Source organism: Streptomyces sp. NPDC057702, from assembly GCF_042799315.1.
Lineage (GTDB): Bacteria > Actinomycetota > Actinomycetes > Streptomycetales > Streptomycetaceae > Streptomyces.
The window spans coordinates 22609-39506 of record NZ_JBHVJC010000019.1 but is presented as its reverse complement, the minus strand read 5'-3'; the positions used below and the strand labels follow the sequence as shown (position 1 = coordinate 39506).

General features: G+C 72.7%; 12 protein-coding genes. 6 read left to right on the top strand and 6 right to left on the bottom strand.

Going from position 1 to position 16898, the window contains the following annotated elements; genetic code table 11:
- Window positions 1-8 precede the first annotated feature (8 nt).
- From tig to clpX, 4 genes are all read left to right on the top strand, one after another.
- The gene (tig, locus tag ACFVFR_RS16495; protein ID WP_383702017.1) at window positions 9-1430 is read left to right on the top strand and encodes a trigger factor; all 1422 of its coding nucleotides are present in this window, start codon (window positions 9-11) and stop codon (window positions 1428-1430) included.
- Window positions 1431-1910: 480 nt separating this feature from the next.
- Window positions 1911-2528 carry an ATP-dependent Clp protease proteolytic subunit gene (locus tag ACFVFR_RS16490; RefSeq protein ID WP_383702015.1) on the top strand — a complete coding sequence of 206 codons (618 nt, stop codon included), beginning with the start codon at window positions 1911-1913 and terminating at the stop codon, window positions 2526-2528.
- A 47-nt stretch (window positions 2529-2575) separates the two neighbouring features.
- On the top strand, window positions 2576-3241 hold the full coding sequence (locus ACFVFR_RS16485; RefSeq protein ID WP_383702162.1) for an ATP-dependent Clp protease proteolytic subunit: 666 nt from the start codon (window positions 2576-2578) through the stop codon (window positions 3239-3241).
- A gap of 164 nt (window positions 3242-3405) precedes the next feature.
- A complete protein-coding gene (clpX, locus tag ACFVFR_RS16480; RefSeq protein ID WP_383702013.1) occupies window positions 3406-4692 on the top strand; it encodes an ATP-dependent Clp protease ATP-binding subunit ClpX in 1287 nt (428 codons plus the stop codon).
- A 122-nt stretch (window positions 4693-4814) separates the two neighbouring features.
- Here the strand turns inward: clpX and ACFVFR_RS16475 are convergent, their stop codons facing one another.
- Window positions 4815-5813: a hypothetical protein gene (locus ACFVFR_RS16475; RefSeq protein WP_383702011.1), complete on the bottom strand. Its 999-nt coding sequence runs from the start codon at window positions 5811-5813 to the stop codon at window positions 4815-4817.
- A gap of 142 nt (window positions 5814-5955) precedes the next feature.
- Window positions 5956-7053 (bottom strand): hypothetical protein, encoded by a 1098-nt coding sequence (locus ACFVFR_RS16470; protein ID WP_383702009.1) that lies wholly within the window; start codon window positions 7051-7053, stop codon window positions 5956-5958.
- 140 nt (window positions 7054-7193) lie between these two features.
- On the opposite strand from ACFVFR_RS16470, the gene ACFVFR_RS16465 reads away from it, so the two are divergent.
- On the top strand, window positions 7194-9827 hold the full coding sequence (locus ACFVFR_RS16465) for a valine--tRNA ligase (protein WP_383702007.1): 2634 nt from the start codon (window positions 7194-7196) through the stop codon (window positions 9825-9827).
- A 132-nt stretch (window positions 9828-9959) separates the two neighbouring features.
- Here ACFVFR_RS16465 and ACFVFR_RS16460 read toward each other — a convergent pair whose 3' ends face one another.
- From ACFVFR_RS16460 to ACFVFR_RS16445, 4 genes are all read right to left on the bottom strand, one after another.
- A complete protein-coding gene (locus ACFVFR_RS16460; protein ID WP_383702004.1) occupies window positions 9960-11318 on the bottom strand; it encodes a glycosyltransferase in 1359 nt (452 codons plus the stop codon).
- A gap of 150 nt (window positions 11319-11468) precedes the next feature.
- Window positions 11469-12599, bottom strand: coding sequence for a non-hydrolyzing UDP-N-acetylglucosamine 2-epimerase (gene wecB, locus ACFVFR_RS16455; protein WP_383702002.1), 1131 nt, complete (start codon window positions 12597-12599; stop codon window positions 11469-11471).
- Window positions 12600-12953: 354 nt separating this feature from the next.
- Window positions 12954-13691, bottom strand: coding sequence for a response regulator transcription factor (locus tag ACFVFR_RS16450; RefSeq protein ID WP_383702000.1), 738 nt, complete (start codon window positions 13689-13691; stop codon window positions 12954-12956).
- Window positions 13688-14959 (bottom strand): ATP-binding protein, encoded by a 1272-nt coding sequence (locus ACFVFR_RS16445; RefSeq protein WP_383701998.1) that lies wholly within the window; start codon window positions 14957-14959, stop codon window positions 13688-13690. The genes ACFVFR_RS16450 and ACFVFR_RS16445 overlap by 4 nt, the downstream gene beginning before the upstream one ends.
- A 384-nt stretch (window positions 14960-15343) precedes the next feature.
- Between ACFVFR_RS16445 and ACFVFR_RS16440 the strand changes: the two genes are divergently transcribed.
- Entirely contained in the window at window positions 15344-16888 is a 1545-nt protein-coding gene (locus ACFVFR_RS16440) for a bifunctional folylpolyglutamate synthase/dihydrofolate synthase (protein WP_383701996.1), read from the top strand.
- Window positions 16889-16898 lie beyond the last annotated feature (10 nt).

Here is a 16898-nt window from a genome sequence, read left to right as displayed (position 1 = left end):
ACCGAACCGTGAAGAGCGCCGTGGAGACCCTGAACCCGACCCGGGTTCGGCTCACTGTCGAGGTGCCCTTCGAGGAGCTCAAGCCCAGCCTCGACGCGGCGTACAAGAAGATCAACCAGCAGGTCACGGTGGCGGGCTTCCGCAAGGGCAAGATCCCGGCCCGGGTCATCGACCAGCGGTTCGGCCGTGGCGCCGTGCTGGAGGAGGCCGTCAACGACGCGCTCCCGAAGTTCTACACCGAGGCGGTCAACGAGGGTGAGCTGAACGTCCTCGGTCAGCCGGAGGTCGACATCACCGAGCTGAAGGACGGCGAGCTGCTGGCCTTCACCGCCGAGGTCGACATCCGCCCCGAGGTCGAGATCCCGGACTACTCGGGCATCGAGGTCACCGTCGACGCGGTCGAGGTCTCCGACGAGGACGTGGACGCCTCCGTCGAGCAGCTCCGCGACCGCTTCGCCACCACCTCCGTGGTCGAGCGCGCCGCCGCCGAGGGCGACACCCTCACCATCGACCTGGAGGCCAAGGTCGACGGCGAGGTCCTGGAGGACGGCGTCGCCTCCGGCGTCTCGTACACCGTCGGCTCCGGCCAGCTCCTCGACGGCATCGACGAGGCCGTCACCGGCGTCTCGGCCGGCGGCACCGCCACCTTCACCTCCGAGCTCAAGGGCGGCTCCGCCGAGGGCAAGGAGGCCGAGGTCACGGTCGAGGTCACCGAGGTCAAGTCGCGTGAACTGCCCGCGCTGGACGACGAGTTCGCGCAGCTGGCGAGCGAGTTCGACACGCTGGAGGAGCTTCGTGCCGACAGCCGCAAGCGGCTTGAGCAGATGAAGAAGTACGAGCAGGCCACCCAGGCCCAGGAGAAGGTGCTCGACGCCCTCCTGGAGCTGGCCGAGATCCCGATCCCGGAGAAGCTCCTCCAGGACGAGATCGAGACCCGTAAGCACAACCTGGTCAGCCACCAGCTCGGCCAGATGGGTCTGGACCTCAAGAAGTACCTGGAGATCCAGGGCAAGACCGAGGAAGAGTTCGAGGCCGAGACCAAGGAGCAGGCGGAGAAGGGCATCAAGACCCAGTTCCTCCTGGACGAGCTGGTCAACAAGGAGCAGCTGCAGGTCGGCCAGGAAGAGCTCACCGAGCACCTGATGCGCCGCGCCCAGTCCTCCGGCATGAGCCCGGACCAGTTCGCGCAGGCCGTCGTCGAGGGTGGCCAGGTGCCGATGCTCGTCGGCGAGGTCGCCCGCGGCAAGGCGCTCGCCGTGGTCGTCGAGGCCGCCAAGGTCACCGACACCAACGGTGAGGTCGTGGACCTGGACGACGAGGAGGACGAGACGGCCGAGACCGTCGAGGCCACCACCGAGGACGCCGCGCCGGAGGCCAAGGCCGACGACGCCGCCGAGGAGAAGAAGGCCGAGGAGAAGACCGAGGGCTGAGCCCCGGCCTGATCCCCGCGCGGGACGCCACGGCACGGGTCCGGACGCACACGCGTCCGGACCCGTGCCCGTCCCCGCCCCGTCGGGCGCCCACGGCGTATGGGAAGCGCGTCGTCCGACGTACACGCGTACGACCGGGTGGGCGTGGAGCCACGGTCGGCTGGCGGATGCCGGTCGGGCGGGGCTGTGCGGCGCCGCGCGGGCCCGGCGACGCCGCCGCGCCTTTGTCGTGCGGACACGGGCCCACCGGCGCTCCAACGAGCGCACAGCGCCCTGGAGCCTGCGCTCACAGCGAACAGTTCCGGATGCGGGATGGCGTTGTCCGACCTGCGCGTTAGGGTCCGTAAGTACGAGGGCAGGGGTGGCGCTAGACAAGCCCCGAAGCGTGTTGGGGTGCGCTTCAGCGGCGCCGTTTACCCCGTGCCCGCACGAAGACGCTGAGACGGCTCGCGGCCGTCGAATCAACGAGCAGGTGGATACGTGACGAATCTGATGCCTTCCGCCGCCGGCGAGCCGACCGTCGGTGGCGGCCTCGGTGACCAGGTCTACAACCGGTTGCTCGGGGAGCGGATCATCTTCCTCGGCCAGCCGGTCGACGACGACATCGCCAACAAGATCACCGCGCAGCTACTCCTGCTCGCCGCGGACCCCGAGAAGGACATCAACCTCTACATCAACAGCCCGGGTGGCTCCATCTCGGCGGGCATGGCGATCTACGACACCATGCAGTTCATCCCGAACGACGTGGTCACCATCGCGATGGGCCTCGCCGCCTCGATGGGGCAGTTCCTGCTCAGCGCGGGCACCCCGGGCAAGCGGTTCGCGCTGCCCAACGCCGAGATCCTGATCCACCAGCCCTCCGCCGGCCTGGCGGGCTCGGCCTCGGACATCAAGATCCACGCCGAGCGGCTGCTGCACACCAAGAAGCGGATGGCGGAGCTGACCGCCTTCCACACCGGCCAGTCCGTCGAGCAGATCACCCGCGACTCCGACCGCGACCGCTGGTTCTCCGCCGAGGAGGCCAAGGAGTACGGCCTGATCGACGACGTCATGGCCTCCGCCGCGAGCGTTCCGGGCGGCGGCGGGACCGGGGCCTGAGCGGCACCCGAGCTTCCACACCCAGCCCACCGAACGCCATCAGGATGGTGAACACGCAGATGAACAACAACGTCGGTAGTGGTCTGTACCAGGGCCCGTCCGCCGAGGCCCGGTACGTCGTCCCGCGCTTCGTGGAGCGCACCTCGCAGGGTGTGCGCGAGTACGACCCGTACGCCAAGCTCTTCGAGGAGCGGGTCATCTTCCTCGGCGTCCAGATCGACGACGCCTCCGCGAACGACGTCATGGCGCAGCTGCTGTGCCTGGAGTCGATGGACCCCGACCGCGACATCTCGATCTACATCAACTCGCCCGGCGGCTCGTTCACCGCGCTGACCGCGATCTACGACACGATGCAGTTCGTCAAGCCCGACATCCAGACGGTGTGCATGGGACAGGCGGCCTCCGCCGCGGCCGTGCTGCTCGCGGCCGGCACGCCCGGCAAGCGGATGGCGCTGCCCAACGCCCGCGTGCTGATCCACCAGCCGTACAGCGAGACCGGGCGCGGTCAGGTCTCCGACCTGGAGATCGCGGCCAACGAGATCCTGCGGATGCGCTCGCAGCTTGAGGAGATGCTGGCCAAGCACTCCACGACGCCGATCGAGAAGATCCGCGACGACATCGAGCGCGACAAGATCCTCACCGCTGAGGAGTCGCTGGCGTACGGTCTGGTGGACCAGATCGTTTCGACCCGTAAGAGTTCCGTTTCGGTTTGATCCCGCCGCGCCGGGATCGGCCCCCCTTGGCGCGCACTCGCCGCCTACGCGGATCGAGTCGGTCCAAGGGGGGCCCGTACGGGGGGCCCGGCAAGGTACCGTCGATAGGCAAGCACCCGGGTCTGCGCAAGCGTTGCAGATCCCAGGCGAAGGGGAAGCACCTCGTGGCACGCATCGGTGACGGCGGCGACCTGCTCAAGTGCTCGTTCTGTGGGAAGAGCCAGAAGCAGGTGAAGAAGCTCATCGCAGGCCCCGGTGTGTACATCTGCGACGAGTGCATCGACCTCTGCAACGAGATCATCGAGGAGGAGCTCGCCGAGACCTCCGAGGTGCGCTGGGAGGAACTTCCCAAGCCCCGCGAGATCTACGAGTTCCTTGAGGGGTACGTGGTCGGCCAGGAGGCGGCCAAGAAGGCGCTGTCGGTGGCCGTGTACAACCACTACAAGCGCGTACAGGCGGGCGAGGCCGCGGGGAGCCGCGACGACGGCATCGAGCTGTCGAAGTCCAACATCCTGCTGCTCGGCCCCACCGGCTCCGGCAAGACGCTGCTGGCCCAGACGCTGGCCCGGATGCTGAACGTGCCCTTCGCCATCGCCGACGCCACCGCCCTCACCGAGGCGGGGTACGTGGGCGAGGACGTGGAGAACATCCTCCTCAAGCTGATCCAGGCCGCTGACTACGACGTCAAGAAGGCCGAGACCGGGATCATCTACATCGACGAGATCGACAAGGTCGCCCGCAAGAGCGAGAACCCGTCGATCACCCGCGACGTCAGCGGCGAGGGCGTGCAGCAGGCGCTGCTGAAGATCCTGGAGGGCACCACGGCCTCCGTTCCGCCGCAGGGCGGACGCAAGCACCCGCACCAGGAGTTCATCCAGATCGACACGACGAACGTGCTGTTCATCGTGGGTGGCGCCTTCGCCGGTCTGGAGAAGATCATCGAGTCGCGCGCGGGGGCCAAGGGCATCGGCTTCGGGGCCACCATCCGCTCCAAGCGCGAGATCGAGGCCAGTGACCAGTTCCAGGAGGTCATGCCGGAGGACCTGGTGAAGTTCGGGATGATCCCCGAGTTCATCGGCCGCCTGCCCGTCATCACCTCCGTACACAACCTCGACCGCGAGGCCCTGCTCCAGATCCTCGTCGAGCCGCGCAACGCGCTGGTCAAGCAGTACCAGCGGTTGTTCGAACTCGACGGTGTGGAGCTGGAGTTCGACCGCCCGGCCCTGGAGGCCATCGCCGACCAGGCCATCCTGCGCGGCACCGGCGCCCGTGGTCTGCGCGCCATCATGGAGGAGGTCCTCCAGTCGGTGATGTACGAGGTGCCCTCCCGCAAGGACGTGGCCCGCGTCGTCATCACCGAAGAGGTCGTCCACTCGCACGTGAACCCGACCCTGGTGCCGCGCGAGCCGCGCATCGTCGGCAAGGACGAGCGGCACGAGAAGAGCGCGTAGCGCTCCCACCCAGCGACGCGCGAGGGGCGCCCGGCCGGTTGGCCAGGCGCCCCTCGCGCGCGTGGTGACGGTTCCTCAGCCGGGCCGCGTGTCGCGACGTGGGCCCGGGTCCTGACGGTGCCTCACTTGGGGACGCGGGCGTCCTTGTAGACCTGGGTGGTGATGTCGGCGACGCGAGTGAGGTTGACCAGGCCGGAGTTGCTGACGGTGGCCGGGTCGGCGATCAGCACCACGCCGACGGTGCTGGCGTCGCCCCAGGAGCACGTCTGGACCGGCATCGTGGAGGACTCCAGCACCTGGCACTTCATGACGGTGCCGTCGAAGCCGGCCGGGGTGAACTTCTGCGGCGCGGTCTTGATCTTGGCGCCACTGGTGACCATCTGACGCAGCGTCCAGTCGACGCTGGCCTCCGGGTCCGTCGAGGTGCCGTGGGCCCCGCCGAGCGACATCTGCTTGAGGTCGGCCCCCTCGTAGGTCGCGGAGACCGAGCCGTCGGTGGTGAAGCCCGTCGGCTCCTGGCCGCCGGTGCCGATGCCGGAGCTGAGGTCCGGTTCGCCCTGACGCTTGAAGTTGCCCGCGACCACCGGCGGCGCCGTCAGCTTGTACCGCGTGGCGGACTGGGTCGGCTCCTGCTGGCCGCCGTTGGCGCCGTTCTCGCCGGAGCCGCCGTTCTCGCCGGGCTCCGTGGGCTTGTCGTCGGTGTCGGACTTCTCGGTGCCGCCGGTGCCCTGCTGGCCGCCGGTGTCGCCGATGACGACGTCCTTCTTGCCGTCGTCCTTGGCCGAGTCGTCGCCGTCGCCCCCGCCGAACGCGAGGGTTCCGCCGACGATGGCCGCCACGACCACGATCGCGCCGATGACGATCCCGATCGTCCGGTTCCGGTTGCCGCCCCCCTGCGGCGGGCCCGGCGGGTACGGGCCGCCCGGCTGGCCGTACGGGCCCGGCTGCTGCTGCGGGTAGCCGTAGGCCGGCGCGGGCTGCTGGCCGTAGGGGCCCGGCTGGGGCGGCTGCTGCGGATAGCCGTAGCCGGGGTCGCCAGCCGCTCCGCCCTGCCCGTACGGCCCCGGCTGTGGGGGTTGCTGGGGCTGCTGGCCGTAGGGGCCGGGCTGGTGGTTGCTCATGGTTCCCTCGTTCTGCTGCGTGCGTGGCGTAGCTGGTAGGGGCGGGTGGGGCGCACGGCGTGGGAGGGGCCGCGGACGCGGGTGCGGCCTCGGCTGCCGTGCGGTAGGCGCAACACTTCGACCGGGTGGCCGAAACGGTCGGTCAGTCGGCCTCGACGCGGGCGTCCGCCCGCACCTCGACCGCGAGCCCCGCCGCCTCGTCCAACGTCATGCCGGCGCCCGTGACCAGGGCCGCGGGGTCCGCCATGACCGTCACGCCGACGGTGCTGTCATCACCCCAGACGCACGCGGGGGCCGTGATGGCTCCCTTGGGAGAGGTGAATTTCAGCTCCTGGCACTTGAGCACGTCGCCGTCGAAGCCCTCGGGCGAGAACTTCTGCGGGCTGCCGACCGTCTCGGCCGTCCCGTCCTCGACGAGCGCCTTGGTGATGACGGCCAGGGCCAGGTCGGCCGCCCGGTTCGGGTCGGTCACCTTCCCCCACACGCCGCTGAACTGGAGCTTCTTCTGACCGGGGGTCTGGTAGTTGGCCGATACCGGGTGCGCGTCCTCCACCACCGGCATCTCCTTGAGCTGGGCCTTGCCCGCGGGGGTCAGGTTGCTCTCGTCCTTGCCCTCGCCGACCCGCTCGTAGTCGCTGGCCACCTTCTGCGGCGTGGTCAGCTCGTACGCGGTGTCCTCGGCCCCGCTCAGCAGCAGATAGCCACCGACGGCGGCGGCCACCACCGCCAGGGCCGCGCCGATGACCAGCGGGCCCTTCCCGCGCCGCCGTCCGCCGCCCCCGCCCGGGGTCGCCGGCCCGTACGGCGTGGGCTGCGGCTGCGCGGGCTGGGGGAAGGGCTGCTGGTACGCCGGCCGCGGCGGGGCGTAGGGGCCCTGCCCGTACGGCGTACCCGGCTGGGCGTACGGGTTGGCCTGGGTGTGCTGTGGCTGTGGCTGTGGTGGCGCGGGCTGGGCGTAACCGCTCGGAGTGTGGCCACCCTGGGCGTACGGGCCGGGCTGGGGCTGCTGGGGCGCGGGGTGGCCGTAGCCGCCGGGCTGGGGCTGTTGCGGGGCGGGGTGGCCGTAGCCGCCGGGCTGGGCCTGGGGCTGCGCCGGCTGGCCCTGCTGGCCGGGGGCGGCGGGGTAGCCGTAACCCGGTTGGCCCGCGTAGGGGTTGGGTGCCTGTGGCTGGCCACCAGCGTCGCCGTACGGCCCGGGTTGCTCGCCGTAGGGGCCTGGCTGCGGCTGGTGGTGGCTCATAGGGCGTCTCCCCGGTGTGTCGAAGGCCACGCGCGACAGTCGCGCCTCAGTCAGCATCCTCCCGGACGCGTCAGGGCGCCCTCACCCCGGGGCGAGCAACGGGTTCGTAACAGCCTGGACCCGGACCGTAGAATCGACCCGTGACCGACAACACTCAGCGCCCGCACGACGGGCACAACAGCGCCACCCCCGAACTGCCGACCCAGTACGCGCCGGCCGACGTAGAGGGGAAGCTGTACGAGCGCTGGGTAGAGCGCGGTTACTTCGCGGCGGACGCGACCAGCGACAAGCCGCCGTTCACGGTCGTCATCCCGCCGCCCAACGTCACCGGCAGCCTCCACCTGGGCCACGCCTTCGAGCACACGCTGATCGACGCGACCACCCGCCGCAAGCGGATGCAGGGCTTCGAGACGCTGTGGCAGCCCGGCATGGACCACGCGGGCATCGCCACCCAGAACGTCGTCGAGCGCGAGCTGGCCAAGGACGGCAAGTCGCGGCACGACCTGGGGCGCGAGGCGTTCGTCGAGCGTGTGTGGCAGTGGAAGGACGAGTCCGGCGGGCAGATCTCCGGCCAGATGCGGCGCCTGGGCGACGGCGTGGACTGGTCGCGCGAGCGCTTCACCATGGACGAGGGGCTCTCCCGCGCCGTCCAGACGATCTTCAAGAAGCTCTACGACGACGAGCTGGTCTACCGCGCCGAGCGCATCATCAACTGGTGCCCGCGCTGTCTGACGGCCATCTCCGACATCGAGGTCGAGTACCAGGAGGACGACGGCGAGCTCGTCTCCATCCGGTACGGCGAGGGCGAGGCGTCCCTGGTGGTGGCCACCACGCGCGCCGAGACGATGCTGGGCGACACCGCCGTCGCCGTCCACCCGGACGACGAGCGCTACCGCCACCTGGTGGGCACCGAGATCGAGCTGCCGCTGACCGGCCGCCGCATCCCGGTCGTCGCCGACGCGCATGTCGACCCCGAGTTCGGCACCGGCGCGGTCAAGGTCACCCCGGCCCACGACCCGAACGACTTCGAGATCGGCCAGCGGCACGGCCTGCCCTCGCCGGCCGTCCTGGACGAGCGCGGCGTGATCACCACACACGGCCCGTTCCAGGGGCTCGACCGCTTCGAGGCGCGCGGCGCCATCGTGGCCGCGCTGCGGGCCGAGGGCCGCATCGTCGCCGAGAAGCGTCCGTACCGGCACTCGGTGGGGCACTGCTCGCGGTGCAAGACCACCATCGAGCCCCGGCTCTCGCTGCAGTGGTGGGTCAAGGTCGGCCCGCTGGCCAAGCCGGCCGGTGACGCGGTCCGCGACGGGCGGGTGACCATCCACCCGGAGGAGATGACCAAGCGGTACTTCGACTGGGTGGACAACCTGCACGACTGGTGCATCTCGCGCCAGCTCTGGTGGGGCCACCGCATCCCGGTCTGGTACGGGCCGAACGGCGAGATGGTCTGCGTCGGCCCGGACGAGGAGCCGCCGTCGGGCGCGGGCTGGCACCAGGAGACCGACGTCCTGGACACTTGGTTCTCCTCCGGCCTGTGGCCCTTCTCCACGCTGGGCTGGCCGGAGCGGACCGGGAGCGTCGAGAAGTTCTACCCGAACTCCATCCTGGTCACCGGCTACGACATCCTGTTCTTCTGGGTCGTGCGGATGATGATGTTCGGCATGTACGCGATGGACGGCACCCCGCCGTTCCAGACCGTCGTGCTGCACGGCATGGTCCGTGACCAGTTCGGCAAGAAGATGTCCAAGTCCTTCGGGAACGCGGTCAACCCGCTGGACTGGATGGAGCGCTACGGCTCCGACGCCGTCCGCTTCACCCTGGCCCGTGGCGCCAACCCGGGCACCGACGTGCCGGTCGGCGAGGACTGGGTGCAGGGCTCGCGCAACTTCGCCAACAAGATCTGGAACGCGACGCGCTTCGCCCTGATGAACGGCGCCACCGTCCAGGGCCCGCTGCCGGCTCCCGAGGAACTGTCGGCCGCCGACCGGTGGATCCTGTCCCGGCTGAACACGGTCGTGGCCGAGGTGGACGCGTACTACGACGACTACCAGTTCGCCAAGCTCTCGGACGCGCTGTTCCACTTCGCGTGGGACGAGGTCTTCGACTGGTACGTGGAGCTGTCCAAGACCACCTTCCAGGCCGGCGGGCCCGCCGCCGACGCCTCGCGGCGGGTGCTCGGCGAGGTCCTGGACGTGACGCTGCGGCTGCTGCACCCGCTGGTCCCCTTCGTCACCGAGACCCTGTGGACCGCGCTGACCGGGGGCGAGTCCCTGGTCGTCGCCCAGTGGCCGGCCGATGGCGGCTTCCGGGACGCGGCGGCGGAGCGGGAGATCGCGGTGGTCCAGGAGCTGGTCACCGAGGTCCGCCGGTTCCGCGCCGACCAGGGGCTCCAGCCGGGGCAGAAGGTGCCGGCCCGGATCGACCTGGGCGACACCGGCCTGGCCGCGCACGAGAGCGCGATCCGCTCGCTGCTGCGGCTCCAGCCCGAGGGCGAGGAGTTCACGGCGACCGCCTCGCTGCCGGTCGTGGGCGCGACGGTGGCGCTCGACCTGTCGGGCACCATCGACGTGGCGGCCGAGCGCAAGCGGCTGACCAAGGACCTGGCCGCCGCCGAGAAGGAGAAGGCCCAGGCCACCGGGAAGCTCGGCAACGAGGCGTTCCTGGGCAAGGCGCCCGAGCCGGTGGTCGACAAGATCCGTCAGCGGCTGGCGGCGGCCGAGGAGGACATCGTCCGCATCACGGCCCAGCTCGCCGCGCTGCCGCCGGCGTGACGACACGGTGCCCGCCTCTCCGGGGGCGGGCACCGGCGCGTCGGTGGTCGCCCCGGGGCCCCGCACCTGACCCGGTGCGGGGCCCCGCGCGTGCGGCGACCGCCCGGGGCCGTGCCCGGGCGGTGCGGGTGCTCAGCTCTCGATGGCGACCGGGCCCGTGGTGACGGACTCGGCGTTGCGGCGGGTCTTCGCCCAGCCGCCACGGCCCCGGAGCATACGGCCCAGGGCGCGTGCCGAGGCGGGGAAGAGGTGGTACGCGTACAGCCACAGGGCCAGCCCCCACCCGAGCGAGACCGCCAGGGAGCGGTCGGGGGCGCGGTCGCGCCGGTAGACCGGGCCCCACAGCAGGAACGGGCCGACGGACACCAGGGCCAGCACGAGGGCCAGCGGCCACAGCGTGACCAGGCCGCCCCACGCGTCGCCTCCCGTGCCGGTCGCGAGGCCGACGCCCAGGCTCGCGCCGAGCACCAGGCACAGCGCCAGGGTGACCAGGTGGGCGACGGGCTGGAAGAAGGTGTAGAGGGTCTCCAGCACGCCCCGGGCGCCGTAGTGGCGGGAGGCGATCACGCGGGGGGCGTAGCGCACGCACTGGAGGTTGCCCTGGGCCCAGCGGGTGCGCTGGGTGAGCAGGCGGCGCAGGTGTGGCAGGCCCTCCTGGGAGACCCAGGTGTCGGCGACGTGGGTGATCTGGTAGCCGCCGAGGATCACGTGCAGCCCCAGTTCGTAGTCCTCCAGGAGGGCGCCGCGCTGCCAGGGGCGCCGCTCGGCGTCGGCGACGCGGTCCAGCGCGGTCAGCCGGGTGAACTGGCCGTTGCCGCCGAGGCCGACGGAGCCGGTACGGGTCCGCAGGAGCTGCATCCCCGCGTTGGAGACGGAGAACTCCATGTCCTGGACCCGGACGAGCAGTCGGGCCAGCGCGTTGCGCGCCCGGCCGTGGTCGGGCAGCGGCCGGGGGTCGTCCACGTTGCGCATCCGCACGCTGACCTGCACCCCGCCGATCTCCGGGTCGCCGAAGGCGGTGGGCCCGCAGACGCGTTCCAGCGCGTGTGGCGCGAGCTGGCCGTCCGCGTCGACGACACAGACGACGACCCGCTCCCGGTCGGCCTTCGCCGGCAGGAACTCGTTGAGCTGGGCGTACGCGGCGTTGAGCGCGGCGCCCTTGCCGAGTCGGGCGTCCGGGCGGGTGCGGCGCACCAGGTGGACGCGGACGTCGTCGTCGGCGAGGGCGGCGACGATCTCCGCCGTGCGGTCGTCGCTGTCGTCGTCGATCACCCACACGTGCGCGTCGCGGAACTGGCCGCGCAGCCGGGCCACGGTGGTGCCGACGACGGTCTCCTCGTCGCGGCAGGGCACGAAGAAGTGCCAGTCGAAGTCGCGCGGGTCGCCGGGCACGAGCGCCGGCCGCCGCAGATAGGCGTGCCGGGCGCCGGCCCAGTAGAGGAGGAAGCAGAGCAGCAGCGCGAAGGGAAAGAGCGGGAGCACGAGGTGCACGGGCGACCTTCCTGGTCGAAAGGGGGCGGGGCGGCGTGGGCCGGCCCGCGCGGAGCCGGGCGGCGCGTGGACGGGGGAGCCGGCCGGCGCGTACGCCGGGTGCCGGCGGTCCGTGGGAGGGGGCGGGCCGGTGCCGGCCCGCCTTGTGGCTCAGGCCGCCGTGGTGAACTCCGCGCGGCCCGCGAGCTCCGCCAGCAGGCCGACGACGCGCTCGGAGGCCCGGCCGTCGCCGAAGGGGCTGGGGAGGGCGGCCAGCCGGCGCAGGCCGGACGCGGACTCGGCGAGGCGGCGGGCGGCCAGCTCGCCGATGGCGGGGCCGGGCTCGACCAGGTCGGCGAAGTCGACCATCGCCTCGGGACGCTCGGTGGAGCGGCGTACGACGATCAGCGGGCGACCCAGGACGGTGACCTCCTCCTGGATGCCGCCGGAGTCGGAGACGATCAGCGCCGCGTGCCGGGCCAGGGCCAGGAAGTCGCCGTACCCCAGCGGGCGGGTCACCCGCAGGCCCGTCAGCAGGTCCGCCAGGCCGGCGGCCTCGACGCGCGCCCGGGTGCGCGGGTGCAGCGGCAGCAGGACCGGCGTGCCGGCGGCGGCGACGGCGCCCAGCTCGACCAGGATCGCGCGCAGCGCGGCGGGGTCGTCGGTGTTCTCCGGGCGGTGCGCGGTGGCCAGGACGTAGCCGTCCGCGCGCAGCCCGTACGCCGCCAGCAGCCGGGAGCGGTCGGCGGCGTCGGGAAGCTGGCCGTGGACGGCCTCGACGACGGTGTTGCCGGTGACCACGATCCGCTCGTCGCTCACGCCCTCGGCGAGCAGGTTGGCGCGGTTGTCCTCGGTCGCCGCGCACAGTACGTCGGCGATCCGGTCGATGAGCACCCGGTTGTGCTCCTCGGGCATGTTCCGGTCGTGGCTGCGCAGCCCCGCCTCCACGTGCAGCAGCGGAATGCCCCGGGCGTTGGCGGCGAGCGCGCCCGCCAGCGCCGCGTTCGTGTCGCCCTGGACGACGACCGCCAGCGGCGGGCGGGCGGCGAACAGCGCGTCGAGCTGGGCGAGCGCGGCCGAGACCTGGCCGGCGCGGCTCAGGCCGCCGACGCCGGTCAGGAACGTCGGCTCGGGCAGGCCGAGTTCGGACAGGAAGCGGCCCGAGAGCTCCTCGTCGTAGTGCTGGCCGGTGTGGACCAGGTGCGCCGCGGGGCCCAGGAGGCGCACCAGGTCGGTGAGCTTGACGAGCTCGGGCCGGGTGCCGAGGACGAGGGCGACGCTACGCGCGGGCAGGGAGTGCACGGGTGCTCCAGGGGCGAGCCGGGGACGGGTTCAGCCGTGGAGTGTGCGGGAGCCCGGTTGTCGCGGTGGATGGCGTTCGGTTGCCGCTCGGTTGCGGTTGCCCGCCCGGCACGACGCGGGGACCAAGGTCCCGCGCGGCGTGGGGCGTTCGTCCCGCCCGAAGGTCCCGCGCCGCCTCGGGCCGGGGGTGCGGGGGAGCGGGCCGGGGGTGCGGGAGGCGCGTTGGCGGTAGGCCGGGCCGGGCGGGCGAGTGGGGGCGGGGGTGGGAGGTGCCGCCGGGGGTGGGCCGGGGCGGCGCGTGGTTCGACGCGGGGTCGGGGCGGTGGCGGGGGCGGCTCACCACGGGGCGGCGGCTCACTCGGGGGCGGCGGGGTCCTGCCCGGTCTCCTCGGTGCCCGGCTCGCGGTAGCGGTAGCCGAGGCCGCGCACGGCCTCCAGCGGGTCGGCGAGCTGTGGCGGGTCGGGGTGCGCGGCCTGCTGGAGCTTGCGGCGTACCCGCATCACCGCGAACTTCACCCGCTCCCGCCCCCTGCCCCGTGGGTCCCCCCACACCTGGTCCAGGAGCTGTTCGGTGGTGACCACCCGGCCCCGGTTGCGGACCAGGGTCTGGAGCAGTCGGAACTCGATGTCGCTCAGCCGTACCTCGACCCCGTGCCAGAGCGCGGAGCGGCGCTCGGGCACCAGCCGCAACTGTCTGTCGTGGTAGGGGCCGCTGCCGGCCCAGCGCGCCGCCGTGGTGCGGCGCAGTAGCGCCTCGACCCGGGCCAGCAGTTCGTCGTTGCCGAACGGCTTGGGCAGGAAGTCGTCGGCGCCGGCGCGCAGCCCGCGCACCCGGGCCGCCTCCCCGCCCTGCGCGGAGAGCAGGATGACGGGCAGGTCGGTGAGGTCGCGGGTGCGTTCGAGCACCTGCCAGCCGTCGAGTCCGGGCAGCCCGATGTCCAGGATCATCACGGCGGGCCGGTCGGCGAAGAGCCGGCGCAGCGCGGAGCGGCCGTCGTCCGCCTGGAGGACGTGGTAGCCGGCCCGGGTGAGGACGACGCGCAGTGCCAGCGCCAGGTCCGCGTCGTCCTCGACGACGAGCACCCGGGTCACGGCGTGGCTCCCGGAGGCCCGGCCGCTGGCGCCGCGTCCCGGTGCGCGGGGTCTCCGGGCGGCCCGGAGAAGGGCAGGTGGATCACGAACGCGGTGCCCGCGCCCGCCCGGCCGTCCGCCACGGTGAGGGTGCCGCCGTGGAGGCGTACGACGTCGCGGCTGACGGCGAGGCCGAGGCCGGTGCCGGGGAAGCCGCCGTCCAGGGCGTTGGGCGCGCGGACGAAGCCGGTGAAGATCGCCTCCCGGAAGGCGTCCGGGACGCCGATGCCGGTGTCGACCACCGCGATGTCCCAGCCGTCGGCACCGGGCTCGGCGGTCACGGTGACGCGTCCCCCGCGCGGGGTGAACTTGGCGGCGTTCTCCAGCAGGTTGGCCAGCACGGCGTGCAACCGGTGCTCGTCCGCCCACAGGTCGGGCCCCTCGACGCAGCTCAGCGAGGCGAACACGGACGCGTCCGCGAGGGTGGCCATCCGGTCGAGCACGGCACGCTCCAGCAGCCACGGCACGCGCACCCAGCCGTACTCCATCTGGAGCTGGGCGGAGCTGGTCGTGGTGGCCGAGAGCAGGTCGCCGATCTGGGTCCGCATCCGCTCGGCGTTACGCCGCACGGCCGCCAGGAACTCACGCTGTTCCTCCCCGAGCCCGCCGGAGGCGGGGTCGGCCAGGAGCTCGCAGAAGCTGAGGATGGCCGCGAGCGGGGTGCGCAGCTCGTGCGACGCGGAGGCGGCGAAGGCGCTGCGGTGGCGGATCAGCTCGGAGAGCATCCGGTTGTCACGTTCCAGGTCGCGTTCGGCGCGCTTGTCGGCGGTGATGTCCTGGGCGGTCCACAGGGTGCCGAGCGGGCGGCCGTGGTGCCGGAGCGGCTCCAACCGGCGGCGGACGACCCGGCCGTCGGCGAGCGGGATCTCGGCGGAGCGGTGCCCGCGCCGGGGCGACTCGGCCGCGCCGTTCGCGGTGTCGGCCGCCGGGCCGGCCGCCGGATCGGACGCGCCGGCCGGGTCCGGTGGGGCGGTCGTCCCGAACTGGGGGCGCGATGACGCGTAGCGCTCGCGGTAGGGCGAGGCGTACTGCCCCGCCACCGCGTCGACGACCGGGCCGAGCGGGGCACCGGGGGTCAGGTCCACGCGGCCCGACAGGTGGAACAGCCGCGCGAACCGCTCGTTGGCACCGACCACGCGGCCGTCGACCCCCACGAAGAGCGCCGCTACGGGCAGCGCCCGCAACAGGGCCGCGAGCCGGGCTCCGTCGTCGCTCGGGGACCGCGTCATCCCGCACTCACCTGCCCCTCGTCCCGGCCTCACGCCACGTCCCGCACCGGCGCCACCGTGGGCCGGTCGGGTCGGCACGTCGGGTGACCGCACCCGTGCGCGGCGATCCCCCTGAAATGGATGATACGGATGTTTATCAGGACAACGGAACGTCGCTGGACTCGCCCCGGCGGCCCGCGCGCCGGGCCTTACCCGGGCCGGGTCCGCCCCGTGGCGTGCGGTGTCGTGCCGCGCCGTCCTCCCGCCGCCGCCCCGCCGCCCGCTCCCCGCTTTCCCGTCGGGCCGCGCGCCGCCGCCGGGGTGCCGCGAGATGTCCGGCGGCCGTCGCCTCGCGCCGGTGGCCGGGCGCGCCCGGTGTCGGACCCGCCTCGTAGACTGGGCACCGTGAGCGAGCGCCCCCCGAGTGACGAATCCGAGCCCGACGGGCTCGACGCCTTCGACGAGATCATTGAGGCCGAGACCGAGCGCGACCCCGACCTTGCCGTGATCGAGGCGGGCAGTCGCACCCTGCGCGCGCAGGCCGGGCCGCCCCAGGGCGACGGCGTGCCGACCCGGCCGGAGGACCCCGAGCTGGACCGCGCGCTGCGCGAGGTCGAGACGGAGCTGGCCGGCCGCTGGGCCGAGACCAAGCTCGACCCGTCGGTGGAGCGCATCAAGGCGGTGCTCGACATCCTCGGCGATCCGCAGCGCGCGTACCCGGCGATCCACATCACCGGCACCAACGGCAAGACGAGCACCGCGCGGATGATCGAGGCGCTGCTCGGCGCCTTCGAGCTGCGCACGGGGCGGTACACCAGCCCGCACGTGCAGTCGGTCACCGAGCGCATCAGCCTGGACGGCGCGCCGATCTCGGCCGAGCGGTTCGTCGAGACCTACCGCGACATCCAGCCCTACGTCGAGATGACCGACGCGCGGCAGGAGTTCCGGCTCTCCTTCTTCGAGGTGCTGACGACGATGGCGTACGCGGCGTTCGCCGACGCGCCGGTGGACGTCGCGGTCGTCGAGGTCGGCATGGGCGGCACCTGGGACGCGACCAACGTCATCGACGCCACGGTCGCCGTGGTCACCCCGATCTCGCTGGACCACACGGACCGGCTGGGCAACACACCCGAGGAGATCGCCGTCGAGAAGGCGGGGATCATCAAGGGCCGGGACGCGACCGACGGCGCGACCGGGTCCACGGTGGTGCTCGCCCAGCAGCCGGTGGGCGCCGCGTCGGTGCTGCTCAAGCGGGCCGTCGAGGTCGATGCCACGGTGGCCAGGGAGGGCATGGAGTTCGGCGTGCTGCACCGGGAGGTGGCGGTCGGGGGTCAGCTCCTGACGCTGCGCGGCCTCGGCGGGGAGTACCCGGACGTCTTCCTGCCGCTGCACGGCGCGCACATGGCGCACAACGCGGCCGTGGCGCTGGCCGCCGTCGAGGCGTTCTTCGGCGTCGGCTCGCAGCACGCCCGCCCGCTCGACCTGGACACGGTGCGAGCGGCGTTCGCCGGCGTCAGTTCGCCGGGACGACTTGAGGTGGTGCGCCGCAGCCCGACCGTGGTGCTGGACGCGGCGCACAACCCCGGGGGCGCGTTGGCCGCGGCCGAGGCGGTCGCCGAGGCGTTCGGCTTCAGTCGGCTCATCGGTGTGGTGGCCACCAGCACCGGCAAGGACGTGCGCGGACTGTTGGAGGCGTTCGAGCCGCTGTTCGCCGAGGTCGTGGTGACGCGGTACGCGCACGAGCGGGCGATGGACGTGGACGCGCTGGCGGCCGTGGCCGTCGAGGTCTTCGGCGCCGACCGGGTGCAGGTCGAACCGCGCCTGGACGAGGCCCTGGACGTGGCGATCACGCTCGCCGAGGAGGAGGGCGAGTTCTCCGGCGCCGGCGTGCTGGTCACCGGCTCCGTGATCACCGTGGGCGAGGCCCGGCTGCTGCTGGGGAGGGAGTAAGGCCATGCGA